Consider the following 18,449-nt stretch of genomic DNA (forward strand, 5'->3'; position numbering starts at 1 on the left):
CGGCCGGGTCGATCCGATCAGCTTTTCTTGTGTTTGCTGCAGACGATATCCAGCCTGCGATAGAAAGCGTCGGCGCGCTCCTGATTGAGCTTGTCCATCATCAGGCTGGTCTGGCGACGGGCAGCGCTTTCGAGCAACTGGGCAAACGCCGCGTTGCCGATCTGGTCGGCCTCGCGCAGCTGCGAGATCAAAGGGTCGGACATCACGTCCGAACGGGTAAGATCCTGGTTCATCAATATAAACTCCATCATCCCTACAAAATCGATCCGAACACCTGAAACGGCATTCGAAGGGTACGATGCGTAGATTTCCTAAAATGAACGCCGGCCGGGACATCCGAATCACCGGAGCCCCTGTCGACCTTCATATAATGCCCGTCATTCGTGTCAGCAAAGCGACAGAAGTCGTGATTTGTGGTGTCGGGAATGGGATTGCAGGTGACCCGAATTTGCGGCTGCTCGACCACCCATCAGCGCTCGTCATCGCAGCGATGACAATTTCTGCATTGTGCAGCGCAACCGCCGCTGGGATAAGGCGGCATGTTGCAGATCTCTACGCCTCAGGTTCGAAACCCCCTTATGATCGGCGTGTCCGGCGGCGTTGCGATGGCGGCGGCGATGGGGTTCGGGCGGTTCTTCTATACACCGGTGCTGCCGGGGATGATTGCGGGCATTCCGATCTCGGCTGCCGATGCGGGCACGATTGCAGCCGGTAACTTTGCGGGTTATCTGGCCGGTGCCGTGCTTTCGGCCTATGGCTGGGCGTCAGGTCGCGAGCGGCAGGTGGCGCTCGGAGGATTGCTGGCGACTGCAGTTCTTCTGGCGGCCATGGGTCTTTCGACATCGGTCCCGGTGTTTGTGGTGATCCGCTTTCTCGCCGGGCTCGCCAGTGCGTTTTCGATGATCTTTACCTCCGCCGTCGTGCTGCCGCATGCGGTGGGGCGACCGGCAGTGGGCATGCTGCATTACGGCGGCGTCGGCGCCGGCATCGCGCTGTCGTCGGCGCTCGCATTCATAGTCAACACGGTGGCGGGTGATGCGGCGCACGGGTGGCGGATCAACTGGTTTGCGGGTGCGGCGATCGCGCTCCTTGTCTTCCTTCTCGTGTCGCGCGGATTGCCGCGGCCGGCCGGAGAGACGCGGGCACCCGTCGAGCCCAAGCTCGTGTGGAACCGGCCGCTGGTGCTGATAACGCTGTCCTATGGCCTGTTTGGCTTCGGTTACGTGATAACAGCCACCTTTCTTGTCGCGATTGCGCGGATGGGCAATGCCGGGTCGGTGGTCGAGTTTCTGGCATGGTTCGTCACCGGCTGTGCGGCCGCGGTTTCGCTGTTTGCCTGGCAGCCCTTCGTCAGGCGGCTCGGGCTCGGGGCGGCCTATTGCGCCGCCATCGCGCTGCTGTGGCTCGGCGTGCTCGGCTCTGTGATGCTGCCGGCGGTTTCCGGTGCGCTGTTCGGCGGGTTGCTGCTCGGGGCGACGTTCATGGTCGTTACCGCTTACGGGCTGCAGCTCGGGCGCCAGCTTGCGCCGCAAAGTCCACGCCGCGCCTTTGCCTTCATGACCGCCGCCTTCGGCACAGGGCAGATCGTCGGGCCGCTCGTGGCGGGGTTTATAGCGGAGCGGAGCGGCAGTTTCACGCTACCGTCGCTGATTGCAGCCGGCGCCCTTGTCGTGTGCGTCGGGCTGGCATTGCCGCTGATCCGGTATGTGCCTCGACGGGACGCCTGAGGGCTGATGCTTACATTTATGTAACAATGGTGGGGAGCCATTGCCGCTCCCTTGGAACTGCCTTAGTTTCCGGCCACATCGTCCACCCCGACATCATCCTAGAATCGAACTCAGGAAAGCGCGCGCTCCGTGTTCCACTCCTTCTTTCCCCGACCAAAACTGTTTTTCCTTTCGGCGATCGCATTTGCGTTTGTCGCTGTCCTCGCCTGGTATTTTGTTTTTGCCGGTATCGGCGACAGTCTTGGCTTCGGCGCGCCGGAGGGGGCGGTGGAACCATATGACCTCACCTTCTTCCTGATGCCGTCCAATGTCTTTTTCTATGCCTATTTTGCAATCTGCATGCTGTCGTTCGGCGCCGCATGGAGTTTCATCGATCGCTACAATCCGTGGATCGGCTGGTCGGTGTGGGGATCCCTGTTGATCGTCGCCGTCACCTATTTCGGCGTGCAGGTGACCGTCGTCATCAACAACTGGCGCCGTCCTTTCGGTGATACGCTGATGAACGCCCTGCAGGGCAAGCCGGGGACGACGGCATGGGACTTCTACAGTCTGATGCTGATCTTCGCGCAGGTGGCTTTCCTCAGCATGGCCGTATCGATCCTCACGGACTTCTTCACCAGCCACTACATCTTTCGCTGGCGCACGGCGATGAACGACTTCTACATGTCGAAATGGGAGCAGTTGCGCCATATCGAAGGCGCATCGCAGCGTGTCCAGGAAGATACGATGCGGTTCTCCGCGACGCTGGAAGGCCTTGGCATCACGCTGATCAATTCCGTGATGACCCTGATCGTCTTCCTGCCGATCCTGTTCGGACTGTCGAGCTACGTGACGGAACTGCCGATTATCGGGCAGATACCGCATGCGCTGTTCTGGTTGGCGATCTTCTGGGCAACCTTTGGTACCGTTCTTCTGGCAACTGTCGGCGTCAAGCTTCCGGGGTTGAATTTCCGCAATCAGCGCGTTGAAGCCGCCTACCGCAAGGAACTTGTCTACGGCGAGGACCATGCCGATCGCGCCCAGCCTGCGACGGTCAGAGAACTCTACGGGAATGTGCGGAAGAACTATTTCCGCATGTACTGGCATTACCTCTATTTCAACGTCGCCCGCTATTTCTACATCCAGGCGGACGGGCTTTTCCTGCTGTTCATGCTGGTTCCAACCATCGTCGCCGGCAAGATTACCTATGGTATCTACCAGCAGATCGCCACGGCCTTCGGGCAGGTGTCGAACTCGTTCCAGTATCTGGTCAATTCCTGGACCACGATCATCGAGCTTCTATCGATCCATAAGCGCCTGAAGGCCTTCGAGGCGGCGATCGATGGCGAGCCGCTGCCGGAGATCGACCGGAATTACTTGGTGCGTGAAGCGGAAGGCGGGGAGATGGCGGCGAACAAGCCGACCTGATCGTCGTTTCCAGATAGCAGACAGCAGTTTTGGCCGCGCCGGGTGACTAGTCCGGCGCGGTTTCTCGTTCAGGGGAAGGGCAGGCGGCGCAATAAGGGTATTTTGGAGTTCAGGCTTTCCGCCTGCCGGGACCGTTTCTGATGATTTTCGGGATGCCGAAAACCGTCACGGCCATCATCGGAACCGGTTCTTTCGAACCTGTTGGTGATGCCGGTTCGCGAACCCGGTTCCCCGCCGATGACGCAAGCATTATCGCCCGGCACGATTGCGTGAGGACGAGCGGTTCTCAGAAAAATGATAATCCGTTGGTTTCAAACGGAGATAACGTGCATTAGCGAATTTTTCGGACGCCTCAGGCGACAGCTTTGCGGCGGAACCGCATCTGGTTCAGCGCCCAGCCGGCAAGGCAGCCGATGGCGGCGCCTGCGGCCTTGACCAGTGCATCATCCATATGGGCATGGCGCGAGGGCGACAGGAGCTGCAGCATCTCGATGCCGCCAGCCCCGATCAAGAGGAGAACTGCGCAAAAAATCCACTGGCGCGGATAGGCGGCGACGAAGAGGAAGGCCATCACGGCGAAGGCCGCCGCCCGGTCGACATCCACGGGCAGGAGGTCGTGCGGCCGCAGGTCGATCGGCGAGATCGTCACGAAGACGATCGCGGCGAGCGCCAGCCAGGCCAGGGTCCTGGCCGGATTTGCGAGAAGGCGGTTTGTCATCAGGGTGTCATACCGAACTATGCTGCATTGCGAAAATCGAATCGTCGCCCGCGGTTAACGGCGTCCAGCAGACGGCTACAGGCCGGACGTTGCCTTGGCCTTGCGACGTTCTCCGATCATGGGGATGGCCTGCTTGTAGCTGACGCAGGCGACATCGTCCCTATTGCAGACTTCCGAGACCAGCCGTTCCATCGCCCGCCAATAGGCGCCGCCGTTCATCTCGACGAAATGAAAGCCGAGCTGAACAGGAATGCGGTCGCCGTCGTATTCGCGGTCGAAGGCGGCGCGGAATGCGGAATAGGCGCGCTCCTCGAACGTGGACGACTGGCTGGGATTGTCGATGCCGCCGGAATGGCGGATGAACAGGTTGTAGTCCATGGCGATGATCGGTCGCTGCGACGGGCCTTCGGGAATGAGCGGCAGGCCGAAGCGGATCAGCCCGTCCTCCTCTTCCGGCATCATCGGCCCCTTGGTGACAAGGCTTGCATCATAGGTAAAGCCCGCTTTTTTCTCGGCGACAGTCATGCCGGCACTGGTGGCGAAATAGGGGGCGCGGAAACCATGGATGTCGTTCGCCACGAAATCCTTCCAGCCACCGGGTTCGCTGTCGCCAGCACCGATCGCCGTCCAGGCATTGCCGAGCACGCGCGAGAAGGTCGTCATCTCGGCGCTCCAGTCTGCCGCGGACCAGTCCTTGCCGTCGAAGTGGCCGCAGGTGTGGCTGGAAATGTCGTGGCCTTCCTGATGCGCCTGCCAGATATGGGAAAGCCGTTCGCGCGCTTCGTCTTTCGTCTGGGCAAAGCCGATATTGGAGCGGCCGGGCTTGTGGCCCGGTCCCTGATAGGTCGACCGCTCGGCGCGGGGGATCAGCAGCGTGCAGGACAGGAAGTAGGTGAAGTGGGCGTTGTTGGCCCTCGCGAAATCGCGGCTGCGCTGCCACAGGTGGTTGGGACCGGCGCCATCGAAGGAGACGATCAGCAACTGTTTCGGCCGCTCGTCTGCGCTCAGCGCCGGGGAGGCGAGGCAGAGGCAAAGGGCGATGGAGGAAAAGAGCAAACGCATGGCAACCCGGTACTGTGTCCAAAGGGGAGAATCGAGGCGAATTTCCCTGCGCCCGGATTAAGGCGAAGCTTTGAATTGGGATATGATAGAAGGGACCAAGGCTCCTTGCATCAACAAGCTTGTTTGAGAATTGCGTGAGGGGCCTTACATCCTTAGCAAAATAAGCTATTAGGCGCTCTTTAGATGGATGGGGCCCCAGCAAGGCCGGAGTGATCATGGCGCAGAACGACGACAGCTTTTTCCGTGAGGTCAACGAAGAACTTCGTTCCGACCAGTTGCAGTATGTGTGGAAGCGCTACAGCCGTATCCTGATCGGCATTGCCGTTCTCGTCGTCGTCGGCACGGCCGCCTGGCGCGGGTACGAATACTGGGAAAACCACGGTTCGTCGCAGTCGGGTGACCGGTTCATCGCGGCGCTTGATCTTGCCTCGAAGGGCAAGAACGACGAAGCGCTGGCGGCACTCTCCGCGATCGAAAAGGATGGCTCCGGCGCCTATCCGGTTCTCGCCAAGATGCGTGCAGGCTCGGTTCAGGCCGCCAAGGGCGATACCGGGGCAGCCATCTCCACCTTTACAGCGATCGGCGGCGACACTTCAGCGCCGGCCGCAATCCGCGATCTCGCAAAACTGCGCGCCGCATGGCTGCTGATCGACGCCGGCACCTACGATCAGGTGTCTGCACAGGCGCAGGCCATGGCCAACCAGGGCCAGACGCTTGCCAATTCCGCCCGCGAAGCATTGGGTCTTGCCGCCTACAAGGCCGGCAACATGGCGGAAGCCAAGACCTGGTTCCAGCGGATCGCCGAGGATGCCAGTGCGCCGCGCAACGTTGCCAACCGCGCCCAGATCATGCTCGACAACATCGCCGCATCCGGCAAGGCGCCCTGATTTTTCGCCACAGGGCAGCAAGGAACGACTATGAGCTTCACCGTCGCCATCGTAGGACGCCCGAATGTCGGCAAGTCCACGCTCTTCAACCGGCTGGTCGGCAAGAAGCTCGCGCTCGTCGACGATACGCCGGGCGTTACCCGTGACCGCCGCCCGGGCGATGCCAAGCTGATCGACCTCAGGTTCATCATCATCGATACGGCCGGTCTCGAAGAGGTCGGTCCCGATACGCTCGAGGGCCGCATGCGGGCCCAGACCGAGCTCGCCATCGAGGATGCCGACCTGACGCTGTTCGTGGTCGATGCGAAATTCGGCCTGACGCCGCTCGACAAGACGTTCGGCGAGCTTTTGCGCCGCAGCGGCAAGCCGGTCGTGCTGGTGGCCAACAAATCCGAAGCCAAGGGTTCCGACGGCGGCTTCTACGATGCCTATACGCTGGGTCTCGGCGAGCCGGTGCCGATTTCTGCCGAACACGGCCAGGGCATGATCGACCTGCGCGACGCGATCGTCGAGGCGATCGGCGAAGACCGGGCGTTTCCGGAAGGCGACGACGACGAGGCCGAGACGGATATCGACGTGCGCGACAGCGTGCTGGGCGAAGAGGCCGACGACGAGTTCGAGCCGGCCTATGACGATACCAAGCCGCTGCGGGTTGCCATTATCGGCCGTCCGAATGCCGGCAAGTCGACGCTGATCAATCGCTTTCTGGGTGAAGACAGGCTGCTGACCGGCCCGGAAGCGGGCATTACCCGCGACAGCATTTCCGTCGACTGGGAGTGGCGCGGCCGCACGATCAAGATGTTCGACACGGCCGGCATGCGCAAAAAGGCCCGCGTCCAGGAGAAGCTCGAAAAGCTGTCCGTCGCCGACGCGCTGCGGTCGATCCGCTTTGCCGAGACGGTCGTGATCGTTTTCGATGCGACCATTCCGTTTGAAAAGCAGGACCTGCAGCTGGTCGATCTGGTGCTGCGCGAAGGACGCGCCGCCGTGCTCGCCTTCAACAAGTGGGACCTCGTCGAAGAACCGCAGGCGGTGCTGGCCGAGCTGCGCGAAAAGACCGAGCGGCTGCTGCCGCAGGCGCGCGGCATCCGCGCCGTGCCGATTTCCGGCCAGACCGGTTATTCGCTCGACAAGCTGATGCAGAGCATCATCGACACCGACATGGTGTGGAACAAGCGCATCTCGACCGCCAAGCTCAATCGCTGGCTGGAAGGCACGCAGGTTCAGCATCCGCCACCGGCCGTTTCGGGCCGTCGCCTGAAGCTCAAGTACATGACGCAGGTCAAGGCTCGCCCGCCGGCCTTCATGATTTCCTGCACGCGTCCCGATGCCCTGCCGGAAAGCTACATCCGCTATCTGACCAACGGCCTGCGCGCCGATTTCCAGATCCCGGGCGTGCCGATCCGCATTCACTTCAAGGCGGGCGAGAACCCGTTCGAAAACCGCCGCAAGAAGCGATAAACCTGCTCGATGATCGCGTTTAGTGCAGAACGTCGATCATCAGCAGCACGAGCGATTTCGCCAAATGGTTGAAATATAAGCCTGAACGTGGGCTGAACGCAGCAACCGCTCGGGTGTTTCGCGCTTTGCTTGCATTCGGTTCGTCTTTATGATCCACTCCTTCTTGTCGACCCGGTGCTGTGGAGGGCGTTGGGCGGCCTTTTGGGAGGTTTTTCATGATCGTACTCGGTCTGCTGACTGCCGTGGGTCTTGGTGCTGGTGGTATCGGCTATTTCATCTGGCGCGGATAGGCATCAGCGGGACGTGCCGGTTCGACACGCAGGCTAGTGCATAGAACCCCGGCCACAGCAGCAATATTCGGTTATCGCGCAGTCAGCGCCTTGACACCCTGTACCTTGAGCACGTTGCCGAGAAACTGTTTCGAGGCCGCTTCCCAGGTGTAGCGGCGGGCAAGGCGACTTGCGTCCTCGCGGCGACACGTCAGTGCTTCCAGGCAGGCAAGACGCAGGTCTTCGTTGAGGGCACCGGCGCCTGAGCCCTGTTCGATGATATCGATCGGACCCATGACCGGATAGGCCGCGACCGGGACGCCGCTTGCCAGCGCCTCGAGAATGGTGTTGCCGAACGTATCGGTTCTGGACGGGAAGACGAACACGTCGGCCTGGGCGTAGGCGCGTGCCAGGTCTTCTCCCGTTTTCATTCCCGTGAAAAGCACATGTGGGTAGCGCCGTTGAAGGTCGGCGCGGGCGGGGCCGTCGCCGATCACCACCTTGGAGCCCGGCAGATCGAGATCGAGAAAGGCGGGCAGGTTTTTCTCCACGGCGACTCGGCCGACCGTCATGAAGATCGGGCGCGGCAGGTCGAAGGGCTTGGCCTCGAGTGCCACCGGGTGAAACACCGTCTGATCGATTCCGCGGCTCCAGCGCAGAAGATTTTTCACGCCGAGCTTGTGCAGTTCCCGCTCAAGGCTCGCGGTTGCCACCATGCAGCCGTTGCCGGCATTGTGGAACCAGCGGACGAAGCCGTTGAGCAGCCGGATCGGCACCGGAAAGCGGGCGGCCACATATTCCGGAAAACGCGTGTGATAACTGGTGGAGAACGGCATGCCGTTCTTCAGGCACCAGCGGCGGGCAGCAAGTCCGAGCGGTCCTTCCGTTGCAATATGCACGGCGGATGGCTGAGTTCCTTCGATGGTCGCGGCGACGCTGCGGAAGCTTGCGACCGAAAGGCGGATTTCCGGATAGGTCGGGCAGGGGATGCTCGAAAAATCCAGCGGCGTCACCATCGAGACATTGATGCCCATGCCTGCCAGTTCGCGGTTGGTATTTTCGATCGAACGTACGACGCCATTGACCTGCGGATACCAGGCGTCGGTTACAATGGTAATCCTTGTCATGGTTTGACCCGGCCCCGTTGCCATGCCGGAACCGACTCGCGGCTGCCGACCATGTTTTCCGTTCCTTCATCGGAAAATATTGTAACAGGGCGATGAAGACGCGCTCTCAACGTTTGATTGTCAAAGCCGAACGCTGCTCGCAGCATCCCTCAGCAATGGACTTCCGCGGCCGGGATTGGTAGAGCCCCGGCATGCAGTACAGACCAGAAATCGATGGGCTGCGCGCGATCGCCGTCGTTCCCGTCATCCTCTTCCACACCGGTCTCGGGTTAATGCCGGGTGGCTTTGTCGGCGTCGACGTGTTCTTCGTCATCAGCGGCTACCTGATCACCGCGATCATTCTCAACGACCTGGCGAGAGACCGTTTCAGCATCGTCAATTTCTACGAGCGGCGGGTGCGGCGCATCGCGCCGGCGCTGCTTGTGGTGTGCATTGCCTGTCTGCCCTTTGCGGCACTGTGGATGCTGCCATCGGAACTGGACGATTTCGGCAAGGACCTGTTCCACTCGCTGCTGATGGTTTCCAACTTCGAGCTCTGGGACAATACGGGATATTTTTCGCCCAGTACCGAACTGAAGCCGCTGCTGCATACGTGGTCTCTATCGGTGGAAGAGCAGTTCTATCTGGTGTTTCCGGTGCTTCTGTGGATGGTGCGCAAGCAGACGCGGCGGGTGATCTTCCGCATCGTGGCGATTTTGGCGCTGATCAGCCTGTTTCTGGCATGGCCGGTTTCAAGGGTCGATCCGGTCGCGAATTTCTATCTCCCCTTTACCCGTTTCTGGGAACTTGCCGCAGGCGCGCTTTTGGCGATCGGCGGCATACCGACACGTTACTCTGAGCGGACCCGATCGGCCCTGGGGCTTGCTGGCCTTATCCTGATCGTCGGCAGTTGCCTGTTCCTGACATCCGAGCTGAAATGGCCGGGACCGGTGACGCTGGCGCCGGTCGTCGGCACGCTTCTGGTGATCGCCTTTGCCGGTCCGGGCAATCTTGCCGGACGGCTGCTTTCGCTTCGGCCGCTGGTGGCGATCGGGCTGATCAGCTACAGCCTCTATCTCTGGCATCAGCCGGTGTTCGCCTTTGCCCGTCTGCGCTCTATGGACATGCTGCCGGGCTGGTCGTACGGGCTGCTGATCGCGCTCGTGTTTGCGCTGGCGATCGCAAGCTATTTTCTGGTGGAACAGCCGTTCCGGAAGCCGCAGGTCGGCCGTCGCTTGTTGTTTTCCATCAGCGGGTCCTTGGCGGCGGTGCTGGTGATGCTCGGCATCGTGACCACCAACGCGCAGGGCTTTCCGGGCCGCGATCCTGTGCTCACAGCCATGGGAGAGCCGAGCCTCGGCATCGGCAAGATCTGCAACGGCGAAGTGCGGCCGGATGTCTGCACGATCGGTCAGGGCCCGGAAATGGCGGTCTGGGGCGATTCGCTGGCGATGCATCTGGTCGACGGGCTGGCGGCGTCCATGCACGATACGCCGTCCGATCAGGGCGAGGGACTGGTGCAGCTTCACAAGAACAGCTGCGCGTTTCCAACCGGAATCGCGCCCATTCCGCTCAACGATTCCGCGTCATGGCCGCTCGACTGCATTCGTCACAACGAGGCGGTAAAGACTTATCTTGCAAAGACGCCCTCGCTGCGCACCGTCGTGCTCGGATCGCAGTACCTGACCTATCTCAGATCTGACCGCCGGGTGATGACGGCGCAAGGCCAGGCGATGCGGACGGATTACGGCCGGATGCTTGCCGAGGTCGAGGCGACTGCCGACTGGCTGCGCTCGATCGGTCTGCGGCCAGTGTTCATGGCGCCGCCGCCGCGCGATGGTCGCGATATCGGCCGCTGTGTCGTGCGAAGCGCCATGCTGGATGTTGCAGACACGCCCTGCATGATGGAGCGGGACGAACAGCGCGCCCATGATGCCCTCGTGGAGCGGCTGATGGCGGACGTTTCGAAGCGGTTCCCGGTCGTGTCGCTCGAAGATTATCTCTGCGACGAGAAAAGCTGCCGGGTTGTGGATGACGGCGTTTCGCTGTTCCTCGACGACGAGCATTTTTCGCATCTGGGGTCGATCCATCTCGGTAAGACGCTCGATCTCTACGACGCGCTGACGGATGCCGCGCAACACGGTTGCGAGGCTGGCGTGAAGGTGGGCGAGCCGAAAGGGATCTGCCAGCTCAAGCCGACACATCCGGTCGCGGTGGTTCAGCCCGGCAGAAGCTCCGGACTGATCAGCGCGCCGTGATGGCCGATGACGGTGGCGGCGACTGCGGCGCCGTAGGCTGCGGCTTCGTGCGGTGTGGCGCCGCTTAAGTACTTCGACAGGAAGCCGGCGTTGAAACTGTCGCCGGCGCTGGTCGTGTCGACCACCTTGCCGGTGGTGACGGCCGGTGCATGACCGGTCACGCCCGACAGGCTGAAGGTTGCGCCTTCTGCGCCGTTCTTGACCACGACATCCGTGACGCCGAGACCATGGTAGCGGGCGATCGTATCGGCCACCGTGGCATCGCCGAAATAGGTCGCTTCATCGTCGAAGCTTGGGAGAACGATGGTGGCGGCTCTTGCGCCATCCTCGATCGTCTTCAGCATGATGTCCCGGCTCACCCACAGGCGCGGGCGAAGGTTCGGATCGAAGGCGACCGTCTTGCCGGCGGCCTTGGCGCGGCGCAGTTCCGACAGAAGCGTCTCGACCGCTTCCGGTGCCAGGATGCCGAGCGTGATGCCGGAGAAATAGATGATGTCGGCGGTTTCGATGGCCGAGCGCAGGTGCTCGGCGTCGTCTGCGAGCTTGCGCGCGGCAGCGCTGTCGCGCCAGTAGCTGAAGGTGCGCTCGCCATTCTTGAGGGTGATCAGGTAGAGGCCGGGCGTCTTGCCGGGGATGCGGCGGATGAGGCTGGTGCCGATGCCGGCTTTCTCCATCATCCCAAGCATATCCGACGACATGGGATCGTCGCCGACTGCGGTCAGATAGTCCACCGACCAGTCTTTGGAGAGGCAGGCGCGGGCATACCAGGCCGTATTGAACGTATCGCCGGCAAAGCCCTTGCGCAGCAGGCCTTCACCCGCCTGCGACAGTTCCACCATGCATTCGCCGATCGAAAGAAGCTTTCCGCCCAAGTGTCATCCCTCCCATGGGTTTGACGCTCGAATAAGCTGAAGCGTCCGCCATGACAAGAGCGTGTCGCGCTTCGTTTCCGCGTTGTCTTTTGGTGGCATGGCTCTAGTTTGGGACCAAGGTTGGGATGAGCGATTTTCAAGAAGGAGCATTGTGGAATGGTATTGGAGACCACGAGGGACACCACTCGCAAGGTTGACGGCAACTGGTGGCGCGGTGCGGTGATCTACCAGATCTATCCGCGATCCTTCCAGGACACGACCGGCGACGGACTGGGCGATATCAAGGGGATTACCCAGCGCCTGCCGCATGTGGCTTCGCTCGGCGTCGATGCGATCTGGCTGTCGCCGTTTTTCACCTCGCCGATGGCCGACATGGGCTATGACGTTTCCGATTACTGCAATGTCGACCCGATGTTCGGAACGCTTGCCGATTTCGACGAGATGATGACAGAGGCGCATCGCCTCGGCCTCAAGGTGATCATCGACCAGGTCATCTCGCATACATCCGACCGGCATCCGTGGTTTATCGAAAGCCGCTCCAGCCGCACCAATCCCAAGGCCGACTGGTATGTCTGGGCCGACCCCAAGCCCGACGGCACGGCTCCGACCAACTGGCTGTCGATCTTCGGCGGACCGGGCTGGGAATGGGACGGTGTGCGCAAGCAGTACTACATGCACAACTTCCTGATCTCGCAGCCGGACCTCAACTTCCACAATCCCGATGTGCAGGATGCGATGCTGGATACGGTGCGCTTCTGGCTCGACCGCGGCGTCGACGGCTTCAGGCTCGATACCGTCAACTACTATTTCCACGACAAGCAACTGCGCAGCAACCCGCCGATGGTCTACGACACCGACGGCGCCGGCATGGAGACGGATACCAATCCGTATTCGATGCAGAACCATCTCTACGACAAGACGCAGCCGGAAAATATCGGCTTTCTGAAGCGGTTGCGGGCGCTGCTCGACAGCTACGACAACCGCGCCTCGGTGGGCGAAGTGGGCGACGGGCCGCGTTCGCTGAACACGTTGGCGCTCTATACGACCGGCGACGACAAGCTGCATATGTGCTACACGTTCGACCTGCTGGGCCCGGCGTTTTCTGCCGCCTATATCCGCAAGGTGATGCAGACCGTGCTTGATACGGTGGTGAACGGCTGGGTGTGCTGGGCGTTTTCCAACCACGACGTGGTGCGTCACGTGACCCGCTTTACCGAGGATCCGTCCGAGCAGGACCGCGTCGCCAAATTGTCGGCAACGCTGATCTCTGTCTTGCGCGGTTCGATCTGCCTCTACCAGGGCGAGGAGCTGGGCCTGAGCGAAGCGGAACTGACATACGAGGATCTGCGCGACCCCTACGGCATCCGCTTCTGGCCGGCCTTCAAGGGCCGCGACGGATGCCGCACGCCGATGGTGTGGGAAGCGGACGAGACCCATGCGGGCTTCAGCGAGGGCGCCAAGACCTGGCTGCCCATTCCGGCCGATCACGCCAACCGTTCGGTGGATGCGCAGGAGGCAATGCCGGATTCGGTGCTGCAGCACTACCGCGAAACCTTCGCCTTCCGCAAAAACCACCATGCGCTCATCGACGGCGACATGACGTTTATCGAGACCAACCAGGACCTGCTCGCCTTCGTCCGCGAAAAGGGCGGTGAGAAGCTGCTGTTCGTGTTCAACCTGACCCGCGAGGCGCAAAACTTCGTGCTGCCCAAGCGGATGGGCGACGTGATGCCGGTCGATCTTCCGGGGTTTGTGTCGAAGCTGGAAGCGGGTGCCGTGAAGCTCGATGCGCTGGATGTGTTCTGCGCGCGGGTGTGATGGCGTAGGTGTGAGTGGGATGGGAGGGGGAGGCAATCTTCCCCTCTTTCCTGGATTGCCACAGGAATTTTGCCGACGCGTCGGTAGGGCGACGACGGTTCTTTCAGCCCAAGGACTTGGGCTGACTGAGTTCCTGTGACGAGCACAGGAAGGCGGGAGTGTGGGGGAATGCGGGCGCCAAACTATCGGCGCCGGTGCCTGTGGATTGGTGCGGGAGCAAGACATTGTGGTGGTTCAACGCCCGTTGATCCCGCACCGCTTTCCCTGATCAGATCTCCTCGATCCGTCGGTCGTCTTCGGGGAGGATCGAGAGTTCGCGCCAGTCGATTTCCTCGAGCAGGAGATTGTATTCGTCGACGTTCAACTCGTAGGAAGCGCGGAGGTTTTCGAGTTCGGTGCGTTGTCCGGCGATGAAGAGAAGCACCAGCCGGCGGTAGGTGTCCATCGAGGCAGCACGGTCCGGGTCGTCGAAGGCCTGGTGTTCCATCGTGAGCTTTGCGCGCAGTTTTTCGGCTTCTGTTCCCGTCTCGCCGTCGAGGCGGCCGATGCCTGCCTTGACGACGCGGCGGCGCATCTCAGACAGTTCCTGCGCGCTGGTATGGCGCCGGTCGAGGCCGAGCCAGCGGATGAGCGGTGACAGCGTCAGGCCCTGCAGGACGAGCGTGGCGATGACGACGGCGAAGGCGGTCAGCACGACCATGTCGCGTTCCGGGAAATCGGCGGGAAGCGCGTAGGCCGTGGCAAGCGAGAGGAGGCCGCGCATGCCGCACCAGGAGGCGAGAATCGCCTGCCTGGTCGATGCCGGTTCCTCGCGTCCGTCGCGACGGGCTCGCCAGGCTTCGATGCGGTTATAGGCAAGGCAGAGCGCGAAGCGGGTGGCGATGACGATGGCGACGATCACGGCGGAAAACAACAGAGCTTCGGCGAAATGGCCGACCTCCATGTCCGCATAGATGTCGCGCACCTGCATGCCCATCAGCAGAAAGGCGACGACGTTGAGGACGAACACGACGACCGTCCAGACCGCATAGGACTGCACCCGCATGCGCGCCGACGACAGGCTTTCGCTGGTGCTGGCGATCGTCATGGCGAAGGTGACGATGGCGAGCACCGCAGACAGTTCCAGATGTTCGGCGAGGATCCACAGAAGGAAGGTCTGGACGAATTGCAGGAGATTGCCGCCAAGCGTGCCTGCGACGAAGGCCGACAGGCGGCGGATTACCAGCGCCGCGACCCAGCCGAGCAGGATGCCGCCGGGAACGGCAAGAACGAGATGGGTCGTTACCTCGCGATCAAGCCCGCCGGCCGACTGGACCGCAAGGGCTGCCCCGAAGATCAGAAGTGCTGCCGCATCGTTGAACAGGCTTTCGCCGCGCAGGATGGCATCGGTGGTGCGCGGCACCGACATGGTGGAGAGGACGGCGGTGGAGGCGGCGGCATCCGGCGGCGCGACGATGGCGCCGAGCACGATGGCAGCCGCAATCGGCAGGCCGGCCATCACATAGCCGGCGACCGCGACCGTCGCCGTGGTGACGACGACGCCGCCCAGCGCAAAGACCACAAGCGGCAACCAGAAGCGCCTGGCGGTATTCAACGGAAAATCGAAGGCGGCATCGAGCAAAGCCGGCGCGATGAACAGCGCCAGCGCGATCTCCGGATCGAGCGCGAAGTAAGGCGCGCCCGGAACCAGCGCCACCGCGACGCCCGCCAGAGCCAGCATCGACGGATAGGGCACGGAGAGCCGCCGCGACACCTGCAACAGCACGATCGCGACCAGCATCAGGATGAGCAGGCTTTCGAAAAAGGTCATGGGGGTGGCGTCATTCGCTGCAGGGGTGATCAACCGGGTGCGTCACAGCGCATCCGTCGAGCATCATGTAGGGCGGGAGGTTGAAAGGGAAAACGGTTTTCGGGCGGGGTGAGGATGATGGCGGGTCCGCGTGGGAAGCGTGATTTGGGCGATGCCAGGTCCAAGGTCTGTTTCGAACGGCATTGCTCGCGGTTGCGGGACGCGATATCTGCTGGAGGCAGGGCTTTGCATCGATCCAGCCAGATGGAGATGCAGGGCTGGCAGCGCTCAACAGGTGATGGACCGATGGCCCGCAAGAACAGAGACGAACCGGCTTCATGGGACGAGGCTGCGCCGGAGCCCGTGTATTGTCCGATGTGCGAGCGGGTGATCCCGGAGGATCAGCAGGAAAAGCATTATCTTGTCCCCAAGAGCAAAGGCGGCAAGGAAACGGTTTGCCTGCACCGGATCTGTCACGACCAGATCCATGTGAATTTGACGGATGCCCAGCTCGCCAAGAAGTTCTCGACGATCGAGGCGATCCTTGAAGACCCGGCGATACGGACATTCGTTGCCTGGGTGAAAACAAAACCTCCGGGGTATGCGGCTCCGCCGAAGGAGCCGCGACAGGGCCGGGGACGCGGGCCGAAAGCATAGAGACGCACGACCGCCTCGCGGTGGCTCTGACCGTTGTCTTGGCTGAGGCCTCTGATGTCTCGAGAACTGCGATTTCAGGCCACTTGTTGCCTGGCGATGGCTCCCGTAGCTTGAAAAGAGACAAGCCATCAAAGGGGAAGCAGACGAGGATCGCATGCATCACCTGGCCGTCTACAATTTCAACAATTTTCGGGTTCGCGCGGACGAGCCGATAAACCAGGGTTTTCACGACAGGAACGACCTCAATTTTCGTGCGGCGGAAACGAGCGAGGGGTTTGTCGCTCGGTCGGGTTACGAGGGCGAGGAGAGGCCTGAGAGTTGGGGCCCTCAAGTGTTTCCGCGTTTCCATATAGACAATGGAGACGGCTGGGCTCCGGCGACCCTCTCCCTGTGGCGCGACCTGACAGCGCTCTACGCGTTTACCTACTCGGCCATCCATATCGAGGCGATGCGGAATGCGCGGCAGTGGTTCGACCGGCATACATGGCCACCTTACGTTTTGTGGTGGGTCTCTGAAGGTCATGTTCCCACCTGGCAGGACGGCTGCGAACGTCTGGAGTACCTGCACGACCACGGGTCCTCTGCCGTCGCCTTCGACTTCAAGGCGCCGTTCGATCCGGATGGCCATCGCACCGCATTCGACCGGGCCGCGGTTCAGCGCTGAGCAGGAACCACTGAAGCCACCCTTCGCTTTTCCCGCCGCTGGTCACACTTTCCTTAGAAAAGACAAGCGCTTACCCTTGCGGTGGCAGGCCTGACTATTTACGGAGGGGGTTCAAAAGTAAGGGATTTTCATGAGCAGAATTATTTTGGTTGTTTTGGTTGTTCTCATCGCAGCGACCGGGTTTATCGGGCAGCGCTGGTATAGCTACGTGTCGAACACGAGTTCGGCGTATGACGAGGTCGGTATCGAGATCAACAGCCGTCTGCCGGGACCGTTGAACAAATGGGGCTGCGACAAGCTGCATGCGACGTTCGGCGAGGTGCCGCCGCCCTATGGCTGCGCGAGCGCCGACGGGACGTCCTGGCGCTGAGTGGACGGGCCTGACTTTGCCTGGATGGTGAGGGCAGCCTCGTTTTCACATCGTTACAAAGAAAAAAGCCCGCGATTGCTCGCGGGCTTTTTTGATGCTTGAAGGGCTGATGTTTCGATCTCAGTCGAAATGCAGCTCGCGTTCGCCGTTTTCGTCGCGGATGCAGGTCTGCAGGCCGATCTTGTTGAGGATGTTGAGGAAAGGCTTTGGCGCCAGTTCTTCGACGTTTGCCATCTTCTTCACATCCCATTCACCTGATGCCACCAGCATGGCGGCGGCGACCGGGGGAACGCCCGCGGTATAGCTGATGCCCTGGGAGCCCACTTCGTTATAGGCTTCCTTGTGGTCGGCGACGTTGTAGATGAACACCGTGCGTTCCTTGCCGTCCTTGATGCCCTTCACGAAATCGCCGATGCAGGTCTTGCCTTCGTATTCCGGCGCGAGCGACGACGGGTCGGGCAGGCAGGCCTTGACGACCTTGAGCGGCACGACTTCGGAACCGTCGGCAAGCTTGACCGGCTGCTCCGAGAGAAGGCCGATCGACTTCAGGACGGTGAAGACGTTGATGTAGTGATCGCCAAAGCCCATCCAGAAGCGCACGTCGGCGCCATCCATGTTCTTTGCCAGCGAATGCACTTCGTCATGGCCGCAGAGATAGGCGCGGCGGGTGCCGACGACCGGCAGGTCGTAGTCCTTGCCGATTTCGAACATCTTGTTGACGGTCCATTCGCCGCCCTGCCAGGCGTAGACGACACCGGTGAATTCGCGGAAGTTGATTTCCGGATCGAAGTTGGTGGCGAAATACTTGCCGTGGCTGCCGGCATTGATGTCGACGATGTCGACGTCGGTGACCTTGTCGAGATAGTCGTCCTTGGCAAGGCGGGCATAGGCGTTGACGACGCCCGGATCAAAGCCGGCGCCGAGGATGGCGGTGATGCCCTTTTCCTCGCATTCCTGCGCACGCTTCCACTCGTAGTTTCCGTACCACGGCGGGGTTTCGCAGATCTTGTTCGGCTCTTCGTGGATGGCGGTGTCGATATAGGCGACGCCGGTATCCATGCAGGCGCGCAGCACCGACATGTTGAGGAAGGCGGTGCCGACGTTGATGACGATCTGGCTGCCGGTCGCCTTGATGAGGGCTTTGGTGGCTTCGATGTCGAGGGCGTCGAGCGCGTGGGCTTCGAGCTTGCCTTCTACCTTCATCGCCTTCTTGTCGTGGACCGAGGCGATGATGGCGTCACATTTCGACTTGGTGCGGGAGGCGATATGGATATCGCCGAGCACGTCGTTGTTCTGGGCGCATTTGTGCGCCACGACCTGGGCGACGCCACCGGCGCCGATGATGAGTACGTTCTTTTTCATGGTGGGGACGAGTTCCTTCAAG

General features: G+C 61.4%; 16 protein-coding genes. 9 read left to right on the plus strand and 7 right to left on the minus strand.

Going from position 1 to position 18,449, the window contains the following annotated elements:
- Positions 1 to 17: 17 nt before the first annotated feature.
- On the minus strand, positions 18 to 233 hold the full coding sequence (locus ACQY1J_RS09645) for a hypothetical protein (protein WP_062455558.1): 216 nt from the start codon (positions 231 to 233) through the stop codon (positions 18 to 20).
- A gap of 306 nt (positions 234 to 539) precedes the next feature.
- Between ACQY1J_RS09645 and ACQY1J_RS09650 the strand changes: the two genes are divergently transcribed.
- Together ACQY1J_RS09650 and sbmA are read left to right on the plus strand one after the other, a co-directional pair.
- The gene (locus tag ACQY1J_RS09650; protein ID WP_430251310.1) at positions 540 to 1,727 is read left to right on the plus strand and encodes a YbfB/YjiJ family MFS transporter; all 1,188 of its coding nucleotides are present in this window, start codon (positions 540 to 542) and stop codon (positions 1,725 to 1,727) included.
- Between the two features lie 129 nt (positions 1,728 to 1,856).
- Positions 1,857 to 3,134: a peptide antibiotic transporter SbmA gene (gene sbmA, locus ACQY1J_RS09655; protein ID WP_430251311.1), complete on the plus strand. Its 1,278-nt coding sequence runs from the start codon at positions 1,857 to 1,859 to the stop codon at positions 3,132 to 3,134.
- 352 nt (positions 3,135 to 3,486) lie between these two features.
- Here sbmA and ACQY1J_RS09660 read toward each other — a convergent pair whose 3' ends face one another.
- A complete protein-coding gene (locus ACQY1J_RS09660) occupies positions 3,487 to 3,852 on the minus strand; it encodes a VanZ family protein (RefSeq protein ID WP_092660271.1) in 366 nt (121 codons plus the stop codon).
- Positions 3,853 to 3,927: 75 nt separating this feature from the next.
- The gene (locus ACQY1J_RS09665) at positions 3,928 to 4,914 is read right to left on the minus strand and encodes a polysaccharide deacetylase (protein ID WP_430251312.1); all 987 of its coding nucleotides are present in this window, start codon (positions 4,912 to 4,914) and stop codon (positions 3,928 to 3,930) included.
- A 215-nt stretch (positions 4,915 to 5,129) separates the two neighbouring features.
- Between ACQY1J_RS09665 and ACQY1J_RS09670 the strand changes: the two genes are divergently transcribed.
- Complete coding sequence (locus tag ACQY1J_RS09670) at positions 5,130 to 5,801, plus strand: tetratricopeptide repeat protein (RefSeq protein WP_192077243.1); 672 nt, start codon at positions 5,130 to 5,132, stop codon at positions 5,799 to 5,801.
- A gap of 30 nt (positions 5,802 to 5,831) precedes the next feature.
- Entirely contained in the window at positions 5,832 to 7,262 is a 1,431-nt protein-coding gene (gene der, locus ACQY1J_RS09675; RefSeq protein WP_062455575.1) for a ribosome biogenesis GTPase Der, read from the plus strand.
- 361 nt (positions 7,263 to 7,623) lie between these two features.
- On the opposite strand, the gene ACQY1J_RS09680 is transcribed toward der, so the two are convergent.
- The gene (locus tag ACQY1J_RS09680; RefSeq protein WP_113167225.1) at positions 7,624 to 8,658 is read right to left on the minus strand and encodes a glycosyltransferase family 4 protein; all 1,035 of its coding nucleotides are present in this window, start codon (positions 8,656 to 8,658) and stop codon (positions 7,624 to 7,626) included.
- 191 nt (positions 8,659 to 8,849) lie between these two features.
- Between ACQY1J_RS09680 and ACQY1J_RS09685 the strand changes: the two genes are divergently transcribed.
- Positions 8,850 to 10,895: an acyltransferase family protein gene (locus ACQY1J_RS09685; RefSeq protein WP_430251313.1), complete on the plus strand. Its 2,046-nt coding sequence runs from the start codon at positions 8,850 to 8,852 to the stop codon at positions 10,893 to 10,895.
- On the opposite strand, the gene ACQY1J_RS09690 is transcribed toward ACQY1J_RS09685, so the two are convergent.
- Entirely contained in the window at positions 10,856 to 11,767 is a 912-nt protein-coding gene (locus ACQY1J_RS09690) for a sugar kinase (RefSeq protein ID WP_430251314.1), read from the minus strand. The genes ACQY1J_RS09685 and ACQY1J_RS09690 overlap by 40 nt on opposite strands.
- A 156-nt stretch (positions 11,768 to 11,923) precedes the next feature.
- Here ACQY1J_RS09690 and ACQY1J_RS09695 point away from each other — a divergent pair, with 156 nt between their 5' ends.
- A complete protein-coding gene (locus ACQY1J_RS09695) occupies positions 11,924 to 13,585 on the plus strand; it encodes an alpha-glucosidase family protein (protein WP_430251315.1) in 1,662 nt (553 codons plus the stop codon).
- 268 nt (positions 13,586 to 13,853) lie between these two features.
- Here ACQY1J_RS09695 and ACQY1J_RS09700 read toward each other — a convergent pair whose 3' ends face one another.
- Positions 13,854 to 15,395 (minus strand): cation:proton antiporter, encoded by a 1,542-nt coding sequence (locus ACQY1J_RS09700; protein ID WP_430251316.1) that lies wholly within the window; start codon positions 15,393 to 15,395, stop codon positions 13,854 to 13,856.
- Positions 15,396 to 15,620: 225 nt separating this feature from the next.
- On the opposite strand from ACQY1J_RS09700, the gene ACQY1J_RS09705 reads away from it, so the two are divergent.
- The 3 genes from ACQY1J_RS09705 (at position 15,621) to ACQY1J_RS09715 (ending at position 17,065) form a co-directional block, all read left to right on the plus strand.
- Complete coding sequence (locus ACQY1J_RS09705; RefSeq protein WP_430251317.1) at positions 15,621 to 16,031, plus strand: HNH endonuclease; 411 nt, start codon at positions 15,621 to 15,623, stop codon at positions 16,029 to 16,031.
- Between the two features lie 154 nt (positions 16,032 to 16,185).
- A complete protein-coding gene (locus ACQY1J_RS09710) occupies positions 16,186 to 16,695 on the plus strand; it encodes a DUF3291 domain-containing protein (protein ID WP_430251318.1) in 510 nt (169 codons plus the stop codon).
- A 130-nt stretch (positions 16,696 to 16,825) separates the two neighbouring features.
- Positions 16,826 to 17,065: a hypothetical protein gene (locus ACQY1J_RS09715; protein ID WP_113110776.1), complete on the plus strand. Its 240-nt coding sequence runs from the start codon at positions 16,826 to 16,828 to the stop codon at positions 17,063 to 17,065.
- Positions 17,066 to 17,185: 120 nt separating this feature from the next.
- On the opposite strand, the gene ACQY1J_RS09720 is transcribed toward ACQY1J_RS09715, so the two are convergent.
- Positions 17,186 to 18,427: a saccharopine dehydrogenase family protein gene (locus ACQY1J_RS09720; protein WP_113110775.1), complete on the minus strand. Its 1,242-nt coding sequence runs from the start codon at positions 18,425 to 18,427 to the stop codon at positions 17,186 to 17,188.
- Between the last annotated feature and the right edge of the window lie 22 nt (positions 18,428 to 18,449).

This window comes from Neorhizobium sp. DAR64860/K0K1 (assembly GCF_050500205.1).
Lineage (GTDB): Bacteria > Pseudomonadota > Alphaproteobacteria > Rhizobiales > Rhizobiaceae > Neorhizobium > Neorhizobium soli.